The sequence below is a fragment of the Paenibacillus sp. FSL P2-0173 genome, assembly GCF_038008045.1.
Lineage (GTDB): Bacteria > Bacillota > Bacilli > Paenibacillales > Paenibacillaceae > Paenibacillus > Paenibacillus polymyxa_B.
The window spans coordinates 366,626-382,051 of record NZ_JBBOYK010000004.1 but is presented as its reverse complement, the minus strand read 5'-3'; the positions used below and the strand labels follow the sequence as shown (position 1 = coordinate 382,051).

10 protein-coding genes are annotated in these 15,426 nt (G+C 47.8%); 7 read left to right on the top strand and 3 right to left on the bottom strand.

What is annotated here, in order from left to right; all coding sequences use genetic code 11:
* The first annotated feature begins 4 nt into the window (after window positions 1-4).
* Together MKX30_RS21635 and MKX30_RS21630 are read left to right on the top strand one after the other, a co-directional pair.
* On the top strand, window positions 5-631 hold the full coding sequence (locus MKX30_RS21635) for a nitroreductase family protein (RefSeq protein WP_023986919.1): 627 nt from the start codon (window positions 5-7) through the stop codon (window positions 629-631).
* Window positions 632-686: 55 nt separating this feature from the next.
* Entirely contained in the window at window positions 687-1,637 is a 951-nt protein-coding gene (locus tag MKX30_RS21630) for a ring-cleaving dioxygenase (protein ID WP_053324602.1), read from the top strand.
* Between the two features lie 128 nt (window positions 1,638-1,765).
* Here the strand turns inward: MKX30_RS21630 and MKX30_RS21625 are convergent, their stop codons facing one another.
* Both MKX30_RS21625 and MKX30_RS21620 read right to left on the bottom strand, forming a co-directional pair.
* Window positions 1,766-5,131 carry a DEAD/DEAH box helicase gene (locus MKX30_RS21625; RefSeq protein ID WP_341063466.1) on the bottom strand — a complete coding sequence of 1,122 codons (3,366 nt, stop codon included), beginning with the start codon at window positions 5,129-5,131 and terminating at the stop codon, window positions 1,766-1,768.
* A 166-nt stretch (window positions 5,132-5,297) separates the two neighbouring features.
* Window positions 5,298-6,248 (bottom strand): macrolide 2'-phosphotransferase, encoded by a 951-nt coding sequence (locus MKX30_RS21620; protein ID WP_340859139.1) that lies wholly within the window; start codon window positions 6,246-6,248, stop codon window positions 5,298-5,300.
* 333 nt (window positions 6,249-6,581) lie between these two features.
* On the opposite strand from MKX30_RS21620, the gene MKX30_RS21615 reads away from it, so the two are divergent.
* Complete coding sequence (locus MKX30_RS21615; protein ID WP_023986923.1) at window positions 6,582-7,670, top strand: site-2 protease family protein; 1,089 nt, start codon at window positions 6,582-6,584, stop codon at window positions 7,668-7,670.
* A 159-nt stretch (window positions 7,671-7,829) separates the two neighbouring features.
* On the opposite strand, the gene MKX30_RS21610 is transcribed toward MKX30_RS21615, so the two are convergent.
* A complete protein-coding gene (locus MKX30_RS21610) occupies window positions 7,830-8,744 on the bottom strand; it encodes an AraC family transcriptional regulator (RefSeq protein ID WP_023986924.1) in 915 nt (304 codons plus the stop codon).
* Window positions 8,745-8,918: 174 nt separating this feature from the next.
* On the opposite strand from MKX30_RS21610, the gene MKX30_RS21605 reads away from it, so the two are divergent.
* The 4 genes from MKX30_RS21605 to MKX30_RS21590 all read left to right on the top strand — a co-directional run bounded on the left by MKX30_RS21605 (window position 8,919) and on the right by MKX30_RS21590 (window position 15,374).
* A complete protein-coding gene (locus tag MKX30_RS21605) occupies window positions 8,919-10,313 on the top strand; it encodes an MFS transporter (protein WP_075153715.1) in 1,395 nt (464 codons plus the stop codon).
* Window positions 10,314-10,370: 57 nt separating this feature from the next.
* Window positions 10,371-12,377 (top strand): beta-galactosidase, encoded by a 2,007-nt coding sequence (locus MKX30_RS21600; protein WP_341063464.1) that lies wholly within the window; start codon window positions 10,371-10,373, stop codon window positions 12,375-12,377.
* Window positions 12,378-12,510: 133 nt separating this feature from the next.
* Window positions 12,511-14,310, top strand: a complete 1,800-nt coding sequence (locus tag MKX30_RS21595) for a sensor histidine kinase (RefSeq protein WP_338533217.1) — start codon at window positions 12,511-12,513, stop codon at window positions 14,308-14,310.
* Window positions 14,307-15,374: a response regulator transcription factor gene (locus tag MKX30_RS21590; RefSeq protein ID WP_069079771.1), complete on the top strand. Its 1,068-nt coding sequence runs from the start codon at window positions 14,307-14,309 to the stop codon at window positions 15,372-15,374. The genes MKX30_RS21595 and MKX30_RS21590 overlap by 4 nt, the downstream gene beginning before the upstream one ends.
* Window positions 15,375-15,426 lie beyond the last annotated feature (52 nt).

Here is a 15,426-nt window from a genome sequence, read left to right as displayed (position 1 = left end):
TAACATGAGCGAACTGGTGAATATTATTCAAGAGAGAAGATCAGCTTCTAAATTTATTCCTGATGTTACTATAGATGCAAAAGAACTAGAAGAAATATTTCAGTTGGTGAAGTTTGCTCCATCGGCTTTTAATTTACAGCATACGCGCTATATCGTAGTGCAGGATGCAGATACCAAACAAAGACTGCATGATGAGGCAAGTAAGCAGTATAAAATATTAACGGCTTCGGCGACCATTGTAGTGCTGGGGGATACAGAAGCTTATACCAAGGTAGCTGACCTCAACGAAGGCTTCCTGAATTTAGGTGTCCTGAGCAAGCAGGAATATGATAGTACAGTGGAGTCGGTAACTCAGTTTTATCGCGAGCGGGGACCTGTCTTCCAGAGAGAAGAAGCGATCCGTAATGCCAGCCTGTCGGCTATGCAATTGATGTTGATTGCCAAGGACAAAGGCTGGGATACTTGCCCGATGATCGGTTTTGATCCGGCGAAGGTGCAGGAAGTACTGAATATTCCAGAGCAATTTGTACCCGTGATGATGATTACCTTGGGTAAAGAGGACGAATCGGGTCAGCGGGCACGGGGATACCGCAAGCCGGTTGGACAATTTGTCAGCTACAATGGATTTTGAAATTTGTAAATCATTTTTGTAAATAAATCATCATGTTAATGAAGGAGTGATAAAGATGTCATTGAAAACCGCTGGAATTCACCATATCACGTCCTTTGCAGGAGACCCGCAGGGCAACGTTGATTTTTACGCAGGCGTACTTGGTCTGCGATTGATTAAAAAGACGATCAACTTTGATGCTCCAGAAGTATACCATTTGTACTTTGGTAATGAAGAGGGCAGCCCGGGAACGATCATTACCTTTTTTCCAGCTCCGGGTACACGCAAGGGTAAGATTGGAGGTGGACAGGTCGGGATTACGACGTATGTCGTGCCGTCCGGTGCTTTGGAATACTGGGAAAACCGTCTGCACAGCTTGAAGGTGTCTTTCACGAAGGCCACTCGTTTTGGCGAGTCATTCATCCAGTTCCGAGACAACGAGGGCTTGCATCTGGAGCTGGTGGAGCGGGAAGATGGCCCGGTGAACACGTGGACAGCTGGCGGCGTGCCTACGGATAAAGCGATCAAGGGCTTTGGCGGGGCGGTACTGTACAGTGCGGATTCCAAGCATACGCAAGAGGTGTTGGAGAACGTCCTGGGGATGACTCCCATCGGAGAAGACGCAAATGCAGGCTACATCCGCTATCAGGCGACAGGTGATTTGGGCAACCTGATCGACATTCCGGTCAAAGATGTCCCGTGGGGGAATGGCGGCGCCGGTACGGTTCACCATATTGCCTGGCGCGCGCAGGACGATACGGAGCATCAGGCGTGGAACGAATGGGTTCATCAGCATGGTTTTGGGACCAGTGGTATTGTAGATCGCCAATACTTTAATGCCGTATACTTCCGCGAGCGGGGCGGTATTTTATTCGAGATCGCAACCGATCCACCCGGATTTACCGTGGATGAGGAATTGAATGAGTTAGGACATAAGCTGATGCTGCCTGAATGGTATGAGCCTCAGCGCACCCAGATTGAGTCTAACCTGGTTCCTATTGAACCTAGAGTATTAAAACAGGATTAATCTGCTCGATCCAAACAATCATATTTAGAAGCAAAAAGGTCCAATGCGGGAAGATTTCTACCGTGATTGGACCTTTTTTTGCATGTGGAATTGTCATACTAACGTATAAATAAGCGTGGAAGAGTTGGCTAGATCATGAGCAGTTCACGAATCTCCAGCTCGGTCAGTGCCGAAAGGGTTTCTTGCCCCGGTTGAATGACCTGGTCGATCATGTTTTTCTTTTTTTGTTGCAGCTCATACATTTTATCCTCTACCGTACCTTGGGCGACGAGACGAATAACCTGCACGACTTTTTTCTGACCCATTCGGTGTGCGCGGTTGGTAGCCTGCTCCTCTACAGCGGGATTCCACCATAGGTCATACAGAATGACTGTATCTGCGCCGGTGAGGTTCAGGCCAGTGCCTCCTGCCTTTAGGGAAATCAGGAACAGCTCGCGTTCTCCTTCGTTGAAGCGACTGCACAGCTCGACTCGTTCCGGAGCGGGAGTCTGCCCATCCAGGTAAAAGTAGGACACCCCTTCTCGAGCAAGCTCACGTCCGATCATTTGAAGCATCGTAGTGAACTGTGAAAAAATGAGTATCCGTTTCCCAGAGCTGAGACATTCCGTAATGATCTCCAACAGCTGTTCAAATTTGGCGGAGCTTCCCGTATATCCTTCGATGAACAAGCCTGGATGACAGCAGAGCTGACGAAGTCGGGTCAGACCTGCGAGAATTTTGATCCGATTTTTCTGAAATCCTTCCTCGTTGAGATGCTTCAATGTTTCATGCTGGAGCTTGGCCAGATAGGCTGTATACAGCTTTTTTTGATCTGGCAGAAGCCGGGATACCTGCACGGATTCGATTTTCTCCGGCAGCTCCTTGAGGACATCGCTCTTAAGACGGCGCAGCAAAAACGGACGAACCCGCTTGGCAATCACATTTCGAGGCAGGTTGTGAAACACTCTTTTCCCACCGGGAAATAGCGCAGGAAATACAACGTCGAATATGGACCATAACTCTTCCAATGTATTTTCTATAGGCGTTCCTGTCAGGGCAAAACGGTAACGGGCTTTTACATCCTTAACAGCTTGTGCCGTCTGGGTGGCATGGTTCTTGAAAGCCTGCGCCTCGTCCAGTATGAGCGTATGAAACGATGGCTTGCTGTACACATCTGCATCGCGCCGTAGCAACGGGTAGGACGTAATGACGACGTCATAACTGGCGGCATCCCGTATGATCCGGCCGCGTTCTTCTGGGCTGCCATCTGCGATAGTGACGCGGACGTGTGGAGCAAATTTCTCCAGCTCATTCCGCCAGTTGTACACCAGTGATGCAGGGGACACGATCATGGCTGGAAGCTGCTGGCTGCGAATCTCCGGCAATACTGAGACGAGAAAGGCGATACTTTGCAGCGTTTTACCCAGCCCCATATCATCTGCCAAAATGCCCCCAAAACGGTAATGCGCCAATGTCTTAAGCCATTGAAAGCCGTAAACCTGATAATCTCTCAAGATTGGAGCAAGCATGTCTGGAACTGGAAAGTCGAGATGGTCTGGGTTACGTATATTTTCCAGCAGCTGGCGAAAGGTTTTACCCAAAGTCAGGTTTTTTCCATGATCGTGAGGATCAATTAAGTACAGTCCTTGCGTGACGGGAACACGAATTTGCGCTGCATCCAGATCGCTTTTGCGGATACCTGTTTCATTCATGAACCGAATCAATTCCTTGTACTCCTCTGTTTCCAACGGCAGCAAGGCACCATTCGGCAGACGGTGATATCTCTGTTTTTCCTCTAACGATTTGAGCATCTTGCGAATTTCCGGTTCCGGAATGCCCTCCATATCAAATTTAAATTCAAGCCAATCCGTACGTTCATCCCATTCCGCCCGTATCCTTGGGGTAGGCAGAGTATTGTTTATTTTCGCTTTGACTGCACCTGTAGCATAGACGTCCAGCAGCTTTTCCAGTTGAGGAACAGTATGGTACAAAAAATCATACTCTGCATCTTCATCTTCCATAAAATATCCGCTGTCTGTTCTGGCAAAGGAGCTATGCTCCATCAGTTCTAAAATCCGCTGCTCCTGTTCCCCATCACGTATCAGAATTCGGTCGTTACCAGGAGTTCGTGCATCTGTTTCCAGCGGGTTGATGATGATATCCCCATATTGGAACTCCAGCCCTGCCAGTAGCTTGTCTCTTACCCGGTCCAGATATAGCTTTGCCTTCAATGGCTGCTGTGTGACCCGATCTGAGACGGACCGAGTCATATGAACACGTCCGAGCTTCATTAACCCGGGTACAACCTTGTCCATAAAAGATTCCATCTGCTCTGGCGCAATCAGAACTTTTCGCCTGTGGTGTACCTCTACCATCCGTTTTAGCTCGGACAAACGCCGTAAGGGATCGGCCTTCTGTTTGACAAGCTTGCCATCGGCAATGACGACACCATAGTCCTCCATGATGGTCAAGTCATCCAATCCTTGTATGCTTAGCTGGTAGCCTTCGGTTATGGCCCCGGCCTCATCAAATTCAAATTGCAGTGGAAGCATCAGGTCGGACTGGGGAATACCCTCGCTCATGTTTCCGTGAATTTCAAAGTAGACGCCCTGTGCTGTTGTCAGCAAGGGGAGCAGCTTTTCCCAAGCCGCAGGCGGAATGAGGAGCATTCGCTCGCCGCTCATATGGCTACTGGAAGATGAATACGTGCCTGAGGTTTCCCGAATCATACGCTCATGGTGGCACACCTGGGATAATTGCTGGAGAATAGCGTCATGTTCAGGTCGGAAGCGGTACAACTCAGGCTCGTACGAGAAGCTTTTCGTGAACATGTAGCTATCCCCACGGTCAATACTATCCAGAAACGGACGAATTTTCTGGACGATATATAATCGTTTGGGGCCAGCTTTCATTTCTACACCAAACATATATTTTTGGTAACCGTAGGCAAAAGGCCGGATGACGAATTGAAAATCCAAGACTGCACGAGTATCCAGCAGGGTAGGCGTGCTGCGAAGCGGTCTCTTGCGGTCAAATAGTTTTAACATACTGTCGGTCAGCTGGAGATCCCCTTGTGTGATGTCAGAGGATCGTGCCGCTCTAGCAGTGTGATCATATGGAGCATCTGTAGATGTGTACATGCCGTCTGAATCCATGCTTCCTGCTGTATCTGGGGCGGTACCGGGATGAAGTCTGGAGGCATAGGAGCGCACAGACAGACTTTTTCCACGGCGTATATCATGGGCGTTAAGGAGAACAGCAGCGATATGTTTGCAATATCGTCCGGTGTTCTGAAATGTGCTACAGGTGCACTCTGCTCGGATACTTCCATTGGATCGGATCATCGCCGCAACAGCATAAAAGCTGCTTCCTTTGACCGTAGCTTCGTATACCCCTTCATCATGATCTATTTGTGTAAAGGCCACTCTTTTGGCCCGGTAATAGGCATCCCCGTCGTCATAAGCAGCTTGACTGCATAGTTGTCTGATGGCTCGCCGGGTAAGTTCAAAACTCATGATTCGTAATCCTTTCCTGAGTTATTCCGTTTTCTTACATGATAACAGAACAGACAGGAGGATGGACACTTGGGCGCGAAACGTAACTTTACAAAAAAAGGAGAGCAGAAAAAAACAGGCCTTGGTCAGTCATTGAACCAAAGCCTGCCAGGTGGCTACAGCTATATTATATGTCGGGCAGTCCTTCTTCTTGCTCATGGACACCCAGCGCGTTACGTGCCATCTCCATATATTCATCTAGCCCGGATTTGAGGGCGAATTCGGCGATAAGCACAGGGTAAGCCGCGGTCAGTTCAACGATATGTTCGCTCATACGCGGCCATACACGTCCGCCTGCTGCCTCGTAAAGCTTCAATAAACGAGTAAGCTCTACTTCTCCGAACAAAGTATAGTAACTCGTAAAATCAATCGCCGGATCAGCTACTTCGGCCTCGGTCCAGTCCAGCATTCCAGTAACCTCTGTATTCGAAGAGACTAAAATATGGCCTGGGTGCAAATCACCGTGTACAAGTACGGAATATTCCGGCCAGTAGCTATCGTCTGTCAGCCAGGTTTGCCATCGTTGCCATAGCTCGCCAGATACACCAAAGACGCTCCTTATTTCCTTCATCCGCTGGTCCATCAATTGCCGAACTTCGTCGTGTTGCCTTACGCGGACACCGAAATTTGCTGCCTGTTGGTGATCCGTCCGGTGCAACGCGGCTAGGGCTTTAGCGAGCGAAGCAACGAATCTTTCCGTCAGAGCCTCAGGATTGATGAACCATACGTAGCTTTTGGTTTCCATATCAATGGTAGCGGCAGGAGTGCCCTCCAGTTGAGGGTAGGCGATGAACTCTGGACGATACACTTGCCAATCCGGTACCGCTACAGGAAGAGTATCCCGAATCAACTGAAGCACTTTGTGCTCGTAAGCGGCTGATTGGACCACATCTGTTCGTCGCGGTGTACGTAGAACCCAAGGGGTACCCTGAATGTCTTTGGCGAATAGTGCCCGGAAATCTAGCCCGGACTCGTTGAGCTCTAATCCTTCATGTAGTATGTGAAGCCCGTTGCTTTTGGCAAGGGCCAATATATCACTAACGTCTTTTGAGTTAGTCAAGGAACGCTTTTCAGTCATATGAAACACACCTCATTGTTCAGATTTAGTTTAAAAAAAGGTAACTTAAACAAGCCTCAACCTTCCATATAAAAAAACGGGTTGAGCTTCATTGAAAAGCCTATCCTTTTATCTGAGACGCATGTAGTGAGTACACATGAAAGAGCAAACCTCCTTTACAAAATAGGGCATCTAACCCAGCACCAATATAACATCCTACATTGGAGGATGTCTACAATACGAGGAATAATATAAATGGCTGCCCCAGTTCGCTTATCTGTGGGTTAGAGAAGTTTTTACAAGCTGCACATAGCAGGATACAATGGAAGTGTTAAAGAAAGGAGGCGGATACTTTTGCAAAATGAAGAGAAAAAGACCGATTCCAAATCCGGCTCATCCAAATGGTACCTTGGTAGTGCAGCAGCATTGCTTCTTCTGAAAGGTAAGTCGTTACTTGCCCTTTTAAAATTCAGTAAATTTGGCGGTGCGCTGATATCTATGGCGATAACGATTGGCACATATGCGATCATTTACCCGTGGGGATTTGCGGTCGGATTCGTGTTGCTGTTGTTTGTGCATGAGCTGGGACATGTATTGGCCGCCAAGCGCAAGGGGCTTCCCGTATCAGCACCGTTATTTATTCCTTTTCTCGGCGCGCTGATCACAATGAAACGGCAACCTTTGGATGCGCAGACAGAGGCTTATGTAGCCATGGGCGGCCCGTTACTGGGGACGGTTGGGGCTATGGCGGTATACGCAGGAGCCTATGCAACAGACAGTCCCCTGTTGTATGCGCTCTCGTATGTCGGATTTTTCCTGAACCTGATCAACCTGCTGCCGATTCATCCGCTCGACGGAGGACGGATTTCCACGGCAGTGACGCGTTGGCTGTGGCTGGTGGGCCTATTGGGTGGAATTGTAGTCGTAGTATATTTAAAATCCTTTTTATTTTTCTTGATATGGGCGTTCTTTGCCTACGATTTGTACAAAAAATATGTTAAACGCAATAAAGAGGAGGTTAAGGTCCAATCCTTTTTGCAAAAGCCGCTGGTGAACGTACAGCATCTGTATGAGCAAGGATATCCGCTGCCCGGACCGGAGCACACGCGCAGATTATCTTTTAATACCTACTCGGATTTGGAGGGGCAGCAATATGTGACGGTGTATATGGAAAGTCTGGATGTGGAACAGACGCTTCTGCTGCCACAGCAGTGTCTTGTCCAGCATGTATGGCTGAACGGTGTGGAACATATACCGACGCCGGATGCGTACCAGCTCAGATTGCTGTGTGGGATTGATTACATTCCGTTTGAAAATGATAAATATTACGAAGTACCCGCATCATCGCGCTGGAAATTCGGCATCGGTTACTTGGCTTTGGCCGTATTCCTGATGGGGATGATGTATGTGGTGCACCAGCATATAGGGGATATTAGGCTGTGATTCGAGTAATGAGAGCTTAGTCAAGATTTTAGATCATTAAGGCAACGGTAGAGCTTATAGAAAATAGAGTGAAAAGAGCGCGACAACCGCAATATTCGGTGTCACGCTCTTTTTTTGTATGAATAACACGGTGGAGCCCTTGCTATCCGTCCTTATATCTTAAATCCTTTGTGCATCAGTAATCGGCTTTAACGTCTGACGATATTTAAGTGGGCTGGTGCCTGTCCAGCGCTTGAACTGTCTGCTAAAATGAGCCAGACTGGAGTATCCGAGCAGGGAAGCTACCTTGTTGAGTGGCAGATTGGGCTGCTGGATCAGCACCTTAGCCTCATGCAGCTTGGTCTCCGATAGATAGTGACGTGGAGAATAGCCGTATACCTTGCGGAACACTTCCTGGGCATAGCCAGGACTGATCCCGAGCGAAGCCGCCACATCTTCAAGGCGGAACGCTTGCTCGCCAGATTCATCTTCCCGATAAGGCTTAAACCTTGATTGAATGGCTTCCATGATGGCCTTGGCATATTGAACGGATGAAGGCGCAATTCTGGGCTCCAAACCGGTAGATATCATTTGCGAGAATATCCCGAATAGCTCAAATAAGGCAATTTGCATACGAAAACGGTCTGCTGTCGTATATTCTCCGCTTTCTTGCACCATGCCAATCCAGCTATGGACGACCTTTTGCAGCTTGGTATTCGTTTCAGTACCCGCTGGGAAAAAGAGCTGATTGCTCTTAATCATTTCCTGACGGAACAATGGATCATCGACATTAAAATGAGAGCTAAAATAGTACATGCCGTTTGGGGAAACACACTGACTCACATGTTTGAAACCCGGCGGAATGATTAAAATATCACCCTCCCCAACTGAATATACGTTATTTTCCATAATCGTTTCCTGACGACCTTCTAAAATGAGTGCAATTTCAAAACCGATATGAGATTCCTCAGGCATGCACCAATCCGCTTTGACCCGGTGAATATGGGCGCCAAAAAATTTCACATTCCAGTCAATAATGGGCAGCCATCGGCAATCGTGGAATAGAGCTGGATCAACATCAGGATTTAATATCATCAGATCACCTTCGATTAGGGCAAATTTTACACCGCTTAGACAATCTCATTGTATCTAACATTTAACTATAATAAAAGAGCGTTTACAAATGCTATAGTATAAGCTTTTACATAAAAGAAAGCGCTTATATGTAGATTTTTTGAAAGCGATGCCATATTGTAATCAGGAGGAGCTATGGAAACAACATCGAAAGAACGTGTATCGTATTACGTTTACTTTTTGGGGAGCAACGCAATTCTCTGTCTGGTCGCCTCTTTTGCGATGCTATTTTATACGGATTATGTTGGCATATCTGTTTCTATTATCGGTACTTTATTCGTACTAGCCCGTATATGGGATGCCCTTAGCGCTCCGATCTTCGGTGTGATCATTGACCGGGCCAATCTGAAGGGCGGCTTGTTCAAACCGTGGACGAATCTGGCTTCCATCATTTTGCCGATACTTACTGTACTTATTTTTCTCGTTCCTAATGATGCGTCGCTTACCGCCAAGGTGATTTATATCGCCGTCACGTATCTGGCATGGGAAATGTGTTATACGATCAGTGATGCGCCTGGCTTTGGGTTGGCTACACTGATGACGAAAAATACGCATGAACGTGATCTGTTAATGTCCAGAGGCCGGACGATGGTCTTCTTGGGTTTTATGGTCATCTCCTCATCTTCGGTAGCTGTGGCCAATCAGATATCATGGCCAATTTTGGCACTGATTGTTGCCATAGCGGGTTTGATACTCATGAACTTTACTCGCTTTAATGTCAAAGAACGGTATTCCAACAAGGCGGAGAAGGTTACGCTCAAGCAAATTATGACGTATCCATTGCAAAACAAGCAGCTTTTATTTTACCTGACGTCGTTTATGATGCTGTCTATGACCAATCTGCAAGGGATTGTCGTCAGTTACTTTGCCTTATACAACTTGAAAAATCCTATTTATATTTCCATTCTCATGTTCATTTCCTTGGGTGTGCAGCTGCTCACTGCGTTGATTTTACCACCAATTATTAAAAGATTCGGCAAGTGGAAAGTGAATGTCGTCAGCTTGATTGGATTGTTTACTACGGGCTTGTCCTTATTTGTAATCGGTTACAGCAACCCTGTTGTCGTATGTGTATTTGCGGTTCTTTTCGGTTTGTTCAGCTCTGCACCACAGCTCATGGTACCGATGTTTACGGCCGATTGTGTGGAATATGGCGCATTCAAAAAAGGCGTACGTGCCAGTGGTACCGCTTTTGCTACCCAAACGTTTGCAGGAAAACTGGGGGGAGCGGCAGCCAGTGGAATCGTCGCTTATGCGCTTGCCTTTGCAGGCTATGTCCCGAATGTACCGCAGACCGGACAGGTTCTCACATGGATATTCGCGCTCTATGCAGTAGTACCTGGAGTGGGGGCCTTAATTACGGCAGGTCTGTTTGCATGGCTGTACAAGATTAAAGAAAAAGACGTAGAAGGCTGGCTGGCAAGTGCGAAAAAAAATCTACAACAGGCAGATTCTGCGAAGCAGGGTGTTGCCGACAAGACGATATCCGTTCCATCCCTGAAAAAACCGCATAACAGCCACGGTGTTTGAAAATAACCTTATATAGCTCCACATACCCTATTACGAACCTAATTGGAGGACGACTTGATGAAAAAGCTACTGTACGGTGTTGCCTATTATGATGAGTATATGCCATATGACCGTTTGGACCAGGATATCCAAATGATGAAGGATGCGGGCATCAACGTGGTGCGGATTGCCGAATCCACTTGGAGTACGCATGAACCGCAAAATGGCGTGTTTGATTTTACCTCTGTGGATCGGGTGCTGGACGCCATGCATAAGGCGGGTATCGAAGTCATTGTGGGGACGCCCACCTATGCCGTACCCACATGGCTAGTGAAGGAGCATCCTGATGTATTGGCAACAACGCCTCAAGGTCCGGGCAAATATGGAGCTCGCCAGATTATGGACATTACGAACCCGGTGTACCTGTTCCATACTGAGCGAATCATACGCAAGCTGATCGGACGGGTGAGTCAGCATCCGGCGGTCATTGGCTTTCAGACGGATAATGAGACCAAGCATTACCACACGAGTGGGCCCAATGTGCAATTGCAATTTGTAAAGTATTTGCGGGAGCGGTTCGAATCGCTGGAGGAGCTAAACCGCAAATTTGGTCTGGACTACTGGAGTAATCGCATCAATAGCTGGGAGGACTTTCCTTCGGTGGTCGGAACGATTAATGGAAGTTTGGGCGCAGCCTTTTCCCAATTCCAGCGCAAGCTGGTGACGGATTTCCTGGCATGGCAGGTCGCGCTGGTGAATGAATATAAGCGGGAAGACCAATTTGTTACGCAAAACTTTGATTTTGAATGGAGAGGTCATTCCTTTGGTGTTCAGCCAGACGTGGATCACTTTGCGGCATCGCAAGCCTTTGATGTGACTGGGGTGGATATTTACCATCCATCACAGGATGATCTGACCGGAATTGAAATTTCCTTCGGTGGCGATGTAGCGCGTTCGACGAAAAATAACAACTATCTAGTGCTGGAAACGGAAGCGCAGGCTTTTACCCACTGGGTTCCCTATCCGGGGCAATTGCGTCTGCAAGCGTTCAGCCATCTGGCTTCTGGAGCCAATATGGTGGCATACTGGCACTGGCATTCCATCCATAATTCCTTCGAAACCTACTGGAAGGGTCTGCTCAGCCATGATTTTGAACCGAATCCTGTGTATGAGGAAGCACAGACCATAGGGAAGGATTTTGCAAGATTGTCTCCGCATTTGGTCAACTTGAAAAAGAAAAATAAAACGGCGATTCTGGTCAGCAACGAAGCATTGACGTCGATTGACTGGTTTAAATTTAATATGAGCAGCCCGTTGAATTACAATGACATCGTACGCCGTTTGTATGACGAGTTGTATAAACTGAATATCGGGACGGATATTGTTCATCCAGGTACAGAATCGTTTGACGACTATGATCTCTTGATCGTCCCGGTCCTCTATTCTGCCCCAGACGCACTACTGGAGAAGCTGAACCGATATGTGGAGAAAGGTGGTCATATAGTATACACATTCCGAAGCGGATTTACTGACGAGCATGTGCAGGTGAGAACGTCCCGGCAGCCGGGCGTGATTAGCGAAGCCTGCGGCATTCATTACAGCTTGTTCGTGGAGCCGAAGAAGGTGACGCTCAAAAATAATCCTTTTGAGGTGGCACCAGAGGACAATCAGGTAGATACGTGGATGGAGCTGATTACCCCGACGACCGCCGAAGTGTTGGCCTATTACGATCACCCGCATTGGGGAAAATATGCCGCGATTACGCAAAACCGCTATGGTCAGGGAACAGCGACCTACATCGGCTGTATCGTCAGCCCGGCGGTCATCCGCGAACTATTCAGCTCTGTAGCCAAAAAGGCGGGAGTATGGGGAGTGGATCAGGAAACGTCTTATCCGATCATTGTTAAATCCGGCACGAATGAGCTGGGACGGACAATCCGGTACTATTTTAACTATTCCGAACAAGCAGGCTCGGTGGTATACCCACATGGAGACGGCAAGGAGTTAATCGGGGGGCGTACAGTTATCCAAGGACAAACGCTTCCATTAGAGCCTTGGGGTGTTATAATTATCGAAGAAGTGTAAATGATGAATAATGAGCTTAAACCAACTTACGAATAATATCATATAGGTATTCTCCGGGAGTATCCGGTAAATGAAGCGCCCCTGCGAATTGCGGGGCGTTTTCGCATATGGCTGAGTAGAGGAGTGCATCGCTATGCCAACCCGAGCAGTCCGCTGGTTCCGGGCGCTGACGGCCCCGTATCGACGCAGCATTCAGCTTAAGCTGATCTTGACGATGATTGTTCTATCTGTGCTGCCGGTCATTGCTGTCACGGTGCTGGCTGCGGAAAAAAGTAGAGCTTCCATGGAAACTGAAGTGGTAGAGACGAACATGTCCAATATGAAATGGACGGGGATCTATATCAGCGACCAGCTAGATCGTCTGAATCATCTGATTTACAGCATTCAGATCAGCCCTGATCTGAGCGATTATTTGAATGAGCGCGAGCCTGACAATCTTTCGAGCCAATTTAATGCTCAGCGAAAAATGCTGAATACGATGGCGAATGTGTATTATTCGGCCGGAAGTCATGTGATCGGCATCCAGCTTTATTTGAAGCAATCGCAAACCCTGTTTACCTTTAATAGCATGCAAAATGAAATTACGACAGTGAGCGGTATTCCCCCACAGTATGCCGAGATGTGGCAAGCGAATAAGGATTATTCGATTCGTCCAAGCTCTGCTGACCCGGAACGCTTTACTTTGACGCGCAGTATTCGGCGTTTCGAAGATCAGAAGCAGACGGGAGCTATTTCATTGGATGTATTGTGGTCGCAATTCGATCAGACGCTGGGCCTGCTGGGACGTGGGGATCAGCATCAGGTGCTTATTACAGATGCGGATGGCAGGGTCATGTATCCAGCACAGGCTCGGCAGTCGCCTCCACCTGCAGGTGTGCTGACAGCTCTTCGTGACGTTAAGCCGGGCCCTGGAGTGATTCAAACTGCTGAACATTATGTGTTCTATAATGATCTGGATGTAGTTGGGCTAAAGCTGGTCAAAATCGTACCCACTTCCTCCATTAACCACAGTGCCTTTTCAACCATGCTGTATGGTATTATCGTAGGCGTGATTTCAATTCTGGTTTCCATCTGCATTGCCGTTTTCATCGCATGGCGGACTGCACGTCCGATTGTTCATTTGGCGCGTTCCGTACAGGAGCTGGATATGATCAAAGGACCGATTGGACAGCCAAGTACACGCCCGGATGAGATTGGGCTGCTGGAAAGAAGTCTGCATGGGATGGCAGGCCGAATTCGCGAGCATATTCAGGCGGAATACAGTATAAATTTGCAAAAAAAGACGGCTGAATTGAAAGCGCTCCAAGCGCAGATTCATCCACATTTTCTGCAAAATACGCTGCAAATGATCGGAAGTATGGTATTTTCTCAAAAGCCGGAGGACACCTATGAAGTCATTCGGTCGCTGAGTGAGATGTTCCGTTACGTGGTACGGGAACCTCAGGATTTGGCCTCTTTACGCGCAGAGCTTGACCATGTGGGACACTATATGCGCATCCAGCAACGGAGATTTCCACAAAGATTGGTGTTCCAGGTGGAGTCGGAAGAACAGGCGATGGATATTCGACTGCCTAAGCTATCGCTTCAGCCATTGTTGGAAAACGCTTTTCAGCACGGTCTTGATCGAAAGGCGGGGGCATGGCAAATAGGGATTCGGGTGGAGATTATGAAACAAGATGTGTGTATTACGGTTTGCGATAATGGAAACGGCATGGCCCCGGACAAGCTGGAAAAACTACGGGCAAAGCTGGAAAACGCGTCGGAGGAACCGATCTGGGCGCAGGGTAGTCATATCGGATTGAGCAATGTGTCTTCACGCATACGGATGAATTTTGGAGTGCACTACGGAGTGACGATAGATAGTGAGCAGGGAGTCGGTACACGTGTCACCATCCGCATTCCATTCACCTCAGCAGAGGAGGGAAAAGTATGATCAGAGTATTAATTGTGGACGATGAGCCGTGGAACCGTGATATTCTGAAGACATTTGGCACATGGGAAAAACTTGGAATGTTGGTAGTGGGTGAGGCTGAAGACGGGGACGAGGCGTTCAGGCTGGTCGGGGAGTTAGCTCCCCATATTGTGATTACTGATATGCGCATGCCGGGTGCGGACGGAGTGGAGTTGCTGCAAGCACTAAATAACCATTGTCCTGATGTGAAAATCATTGTCGTGAGTGGATATGATGACTTTGCGTATGCCAAACATGCCATCCGTTATAAGGCCGTCGATTATTTGTTAAAGCCAGTCAATCCTGCAGAGCTGAATGCAGTGCTACTCAAATGCAAAAACGATCTGGAGGTCAAGGTGGCTGAACAGCAGCAAGAAGCGACAGAGCTGGATTATGAGTTTTTTCACAGGTTGACCCGGTATAAGCAACTGCTGCGTCTTTATTTTAATGAGCTGAACTGTGACGGGGTGAACTTAACCTGCAGGCAGGTTATGCAGGAGTTGGAGAGTTATGGAGCACCAAGTCCACATATGCTAGGCAGGCTGGTGCAGGAGCTTCTTTCCCTGCTGAAAGAGCTCGCAGCGGATAACGGGCTGGATAATTCTACGACAAAGGTAGGATTTCCACTGCCGCAGGATGCCGTGTCCTCTGTAGAACATGCGCTGGAATTCGTATCGTCGTGCTATGTTCAGGAACTGGATCAGCTCATTCGGCAGCGGAAATACAAAAACAAACTGAATTTAGAAGAGGTACGGCGATATATCGACAGTCACTTTGCTGGGCCGATTACACTGGAGCAGTTGGCGAAAAACTTTTTTGTGAGCAAAGAGTATATGAGCAAGGTATTTAAGCAGGAGTATGGTCAAAATGTAACGGACTACATCGTAGAGCGAAGAATGGAAAAGGCGCGGGAATGGCTGGCCAATAAACAGATTTCAATTAAAGCAGTTGCGGAGATGGCAGGATATGAGGATGTGTCTTATTTCTATCGGGTATTTAAAAAGCATTTTGGCATGGCACCCGGTGAAATGAGGAAGGAAGTTTAAAAAAGTCCAATTCAATAAGCTAAGGGTGTCCAATGGCAGAAGTGACCTCCCA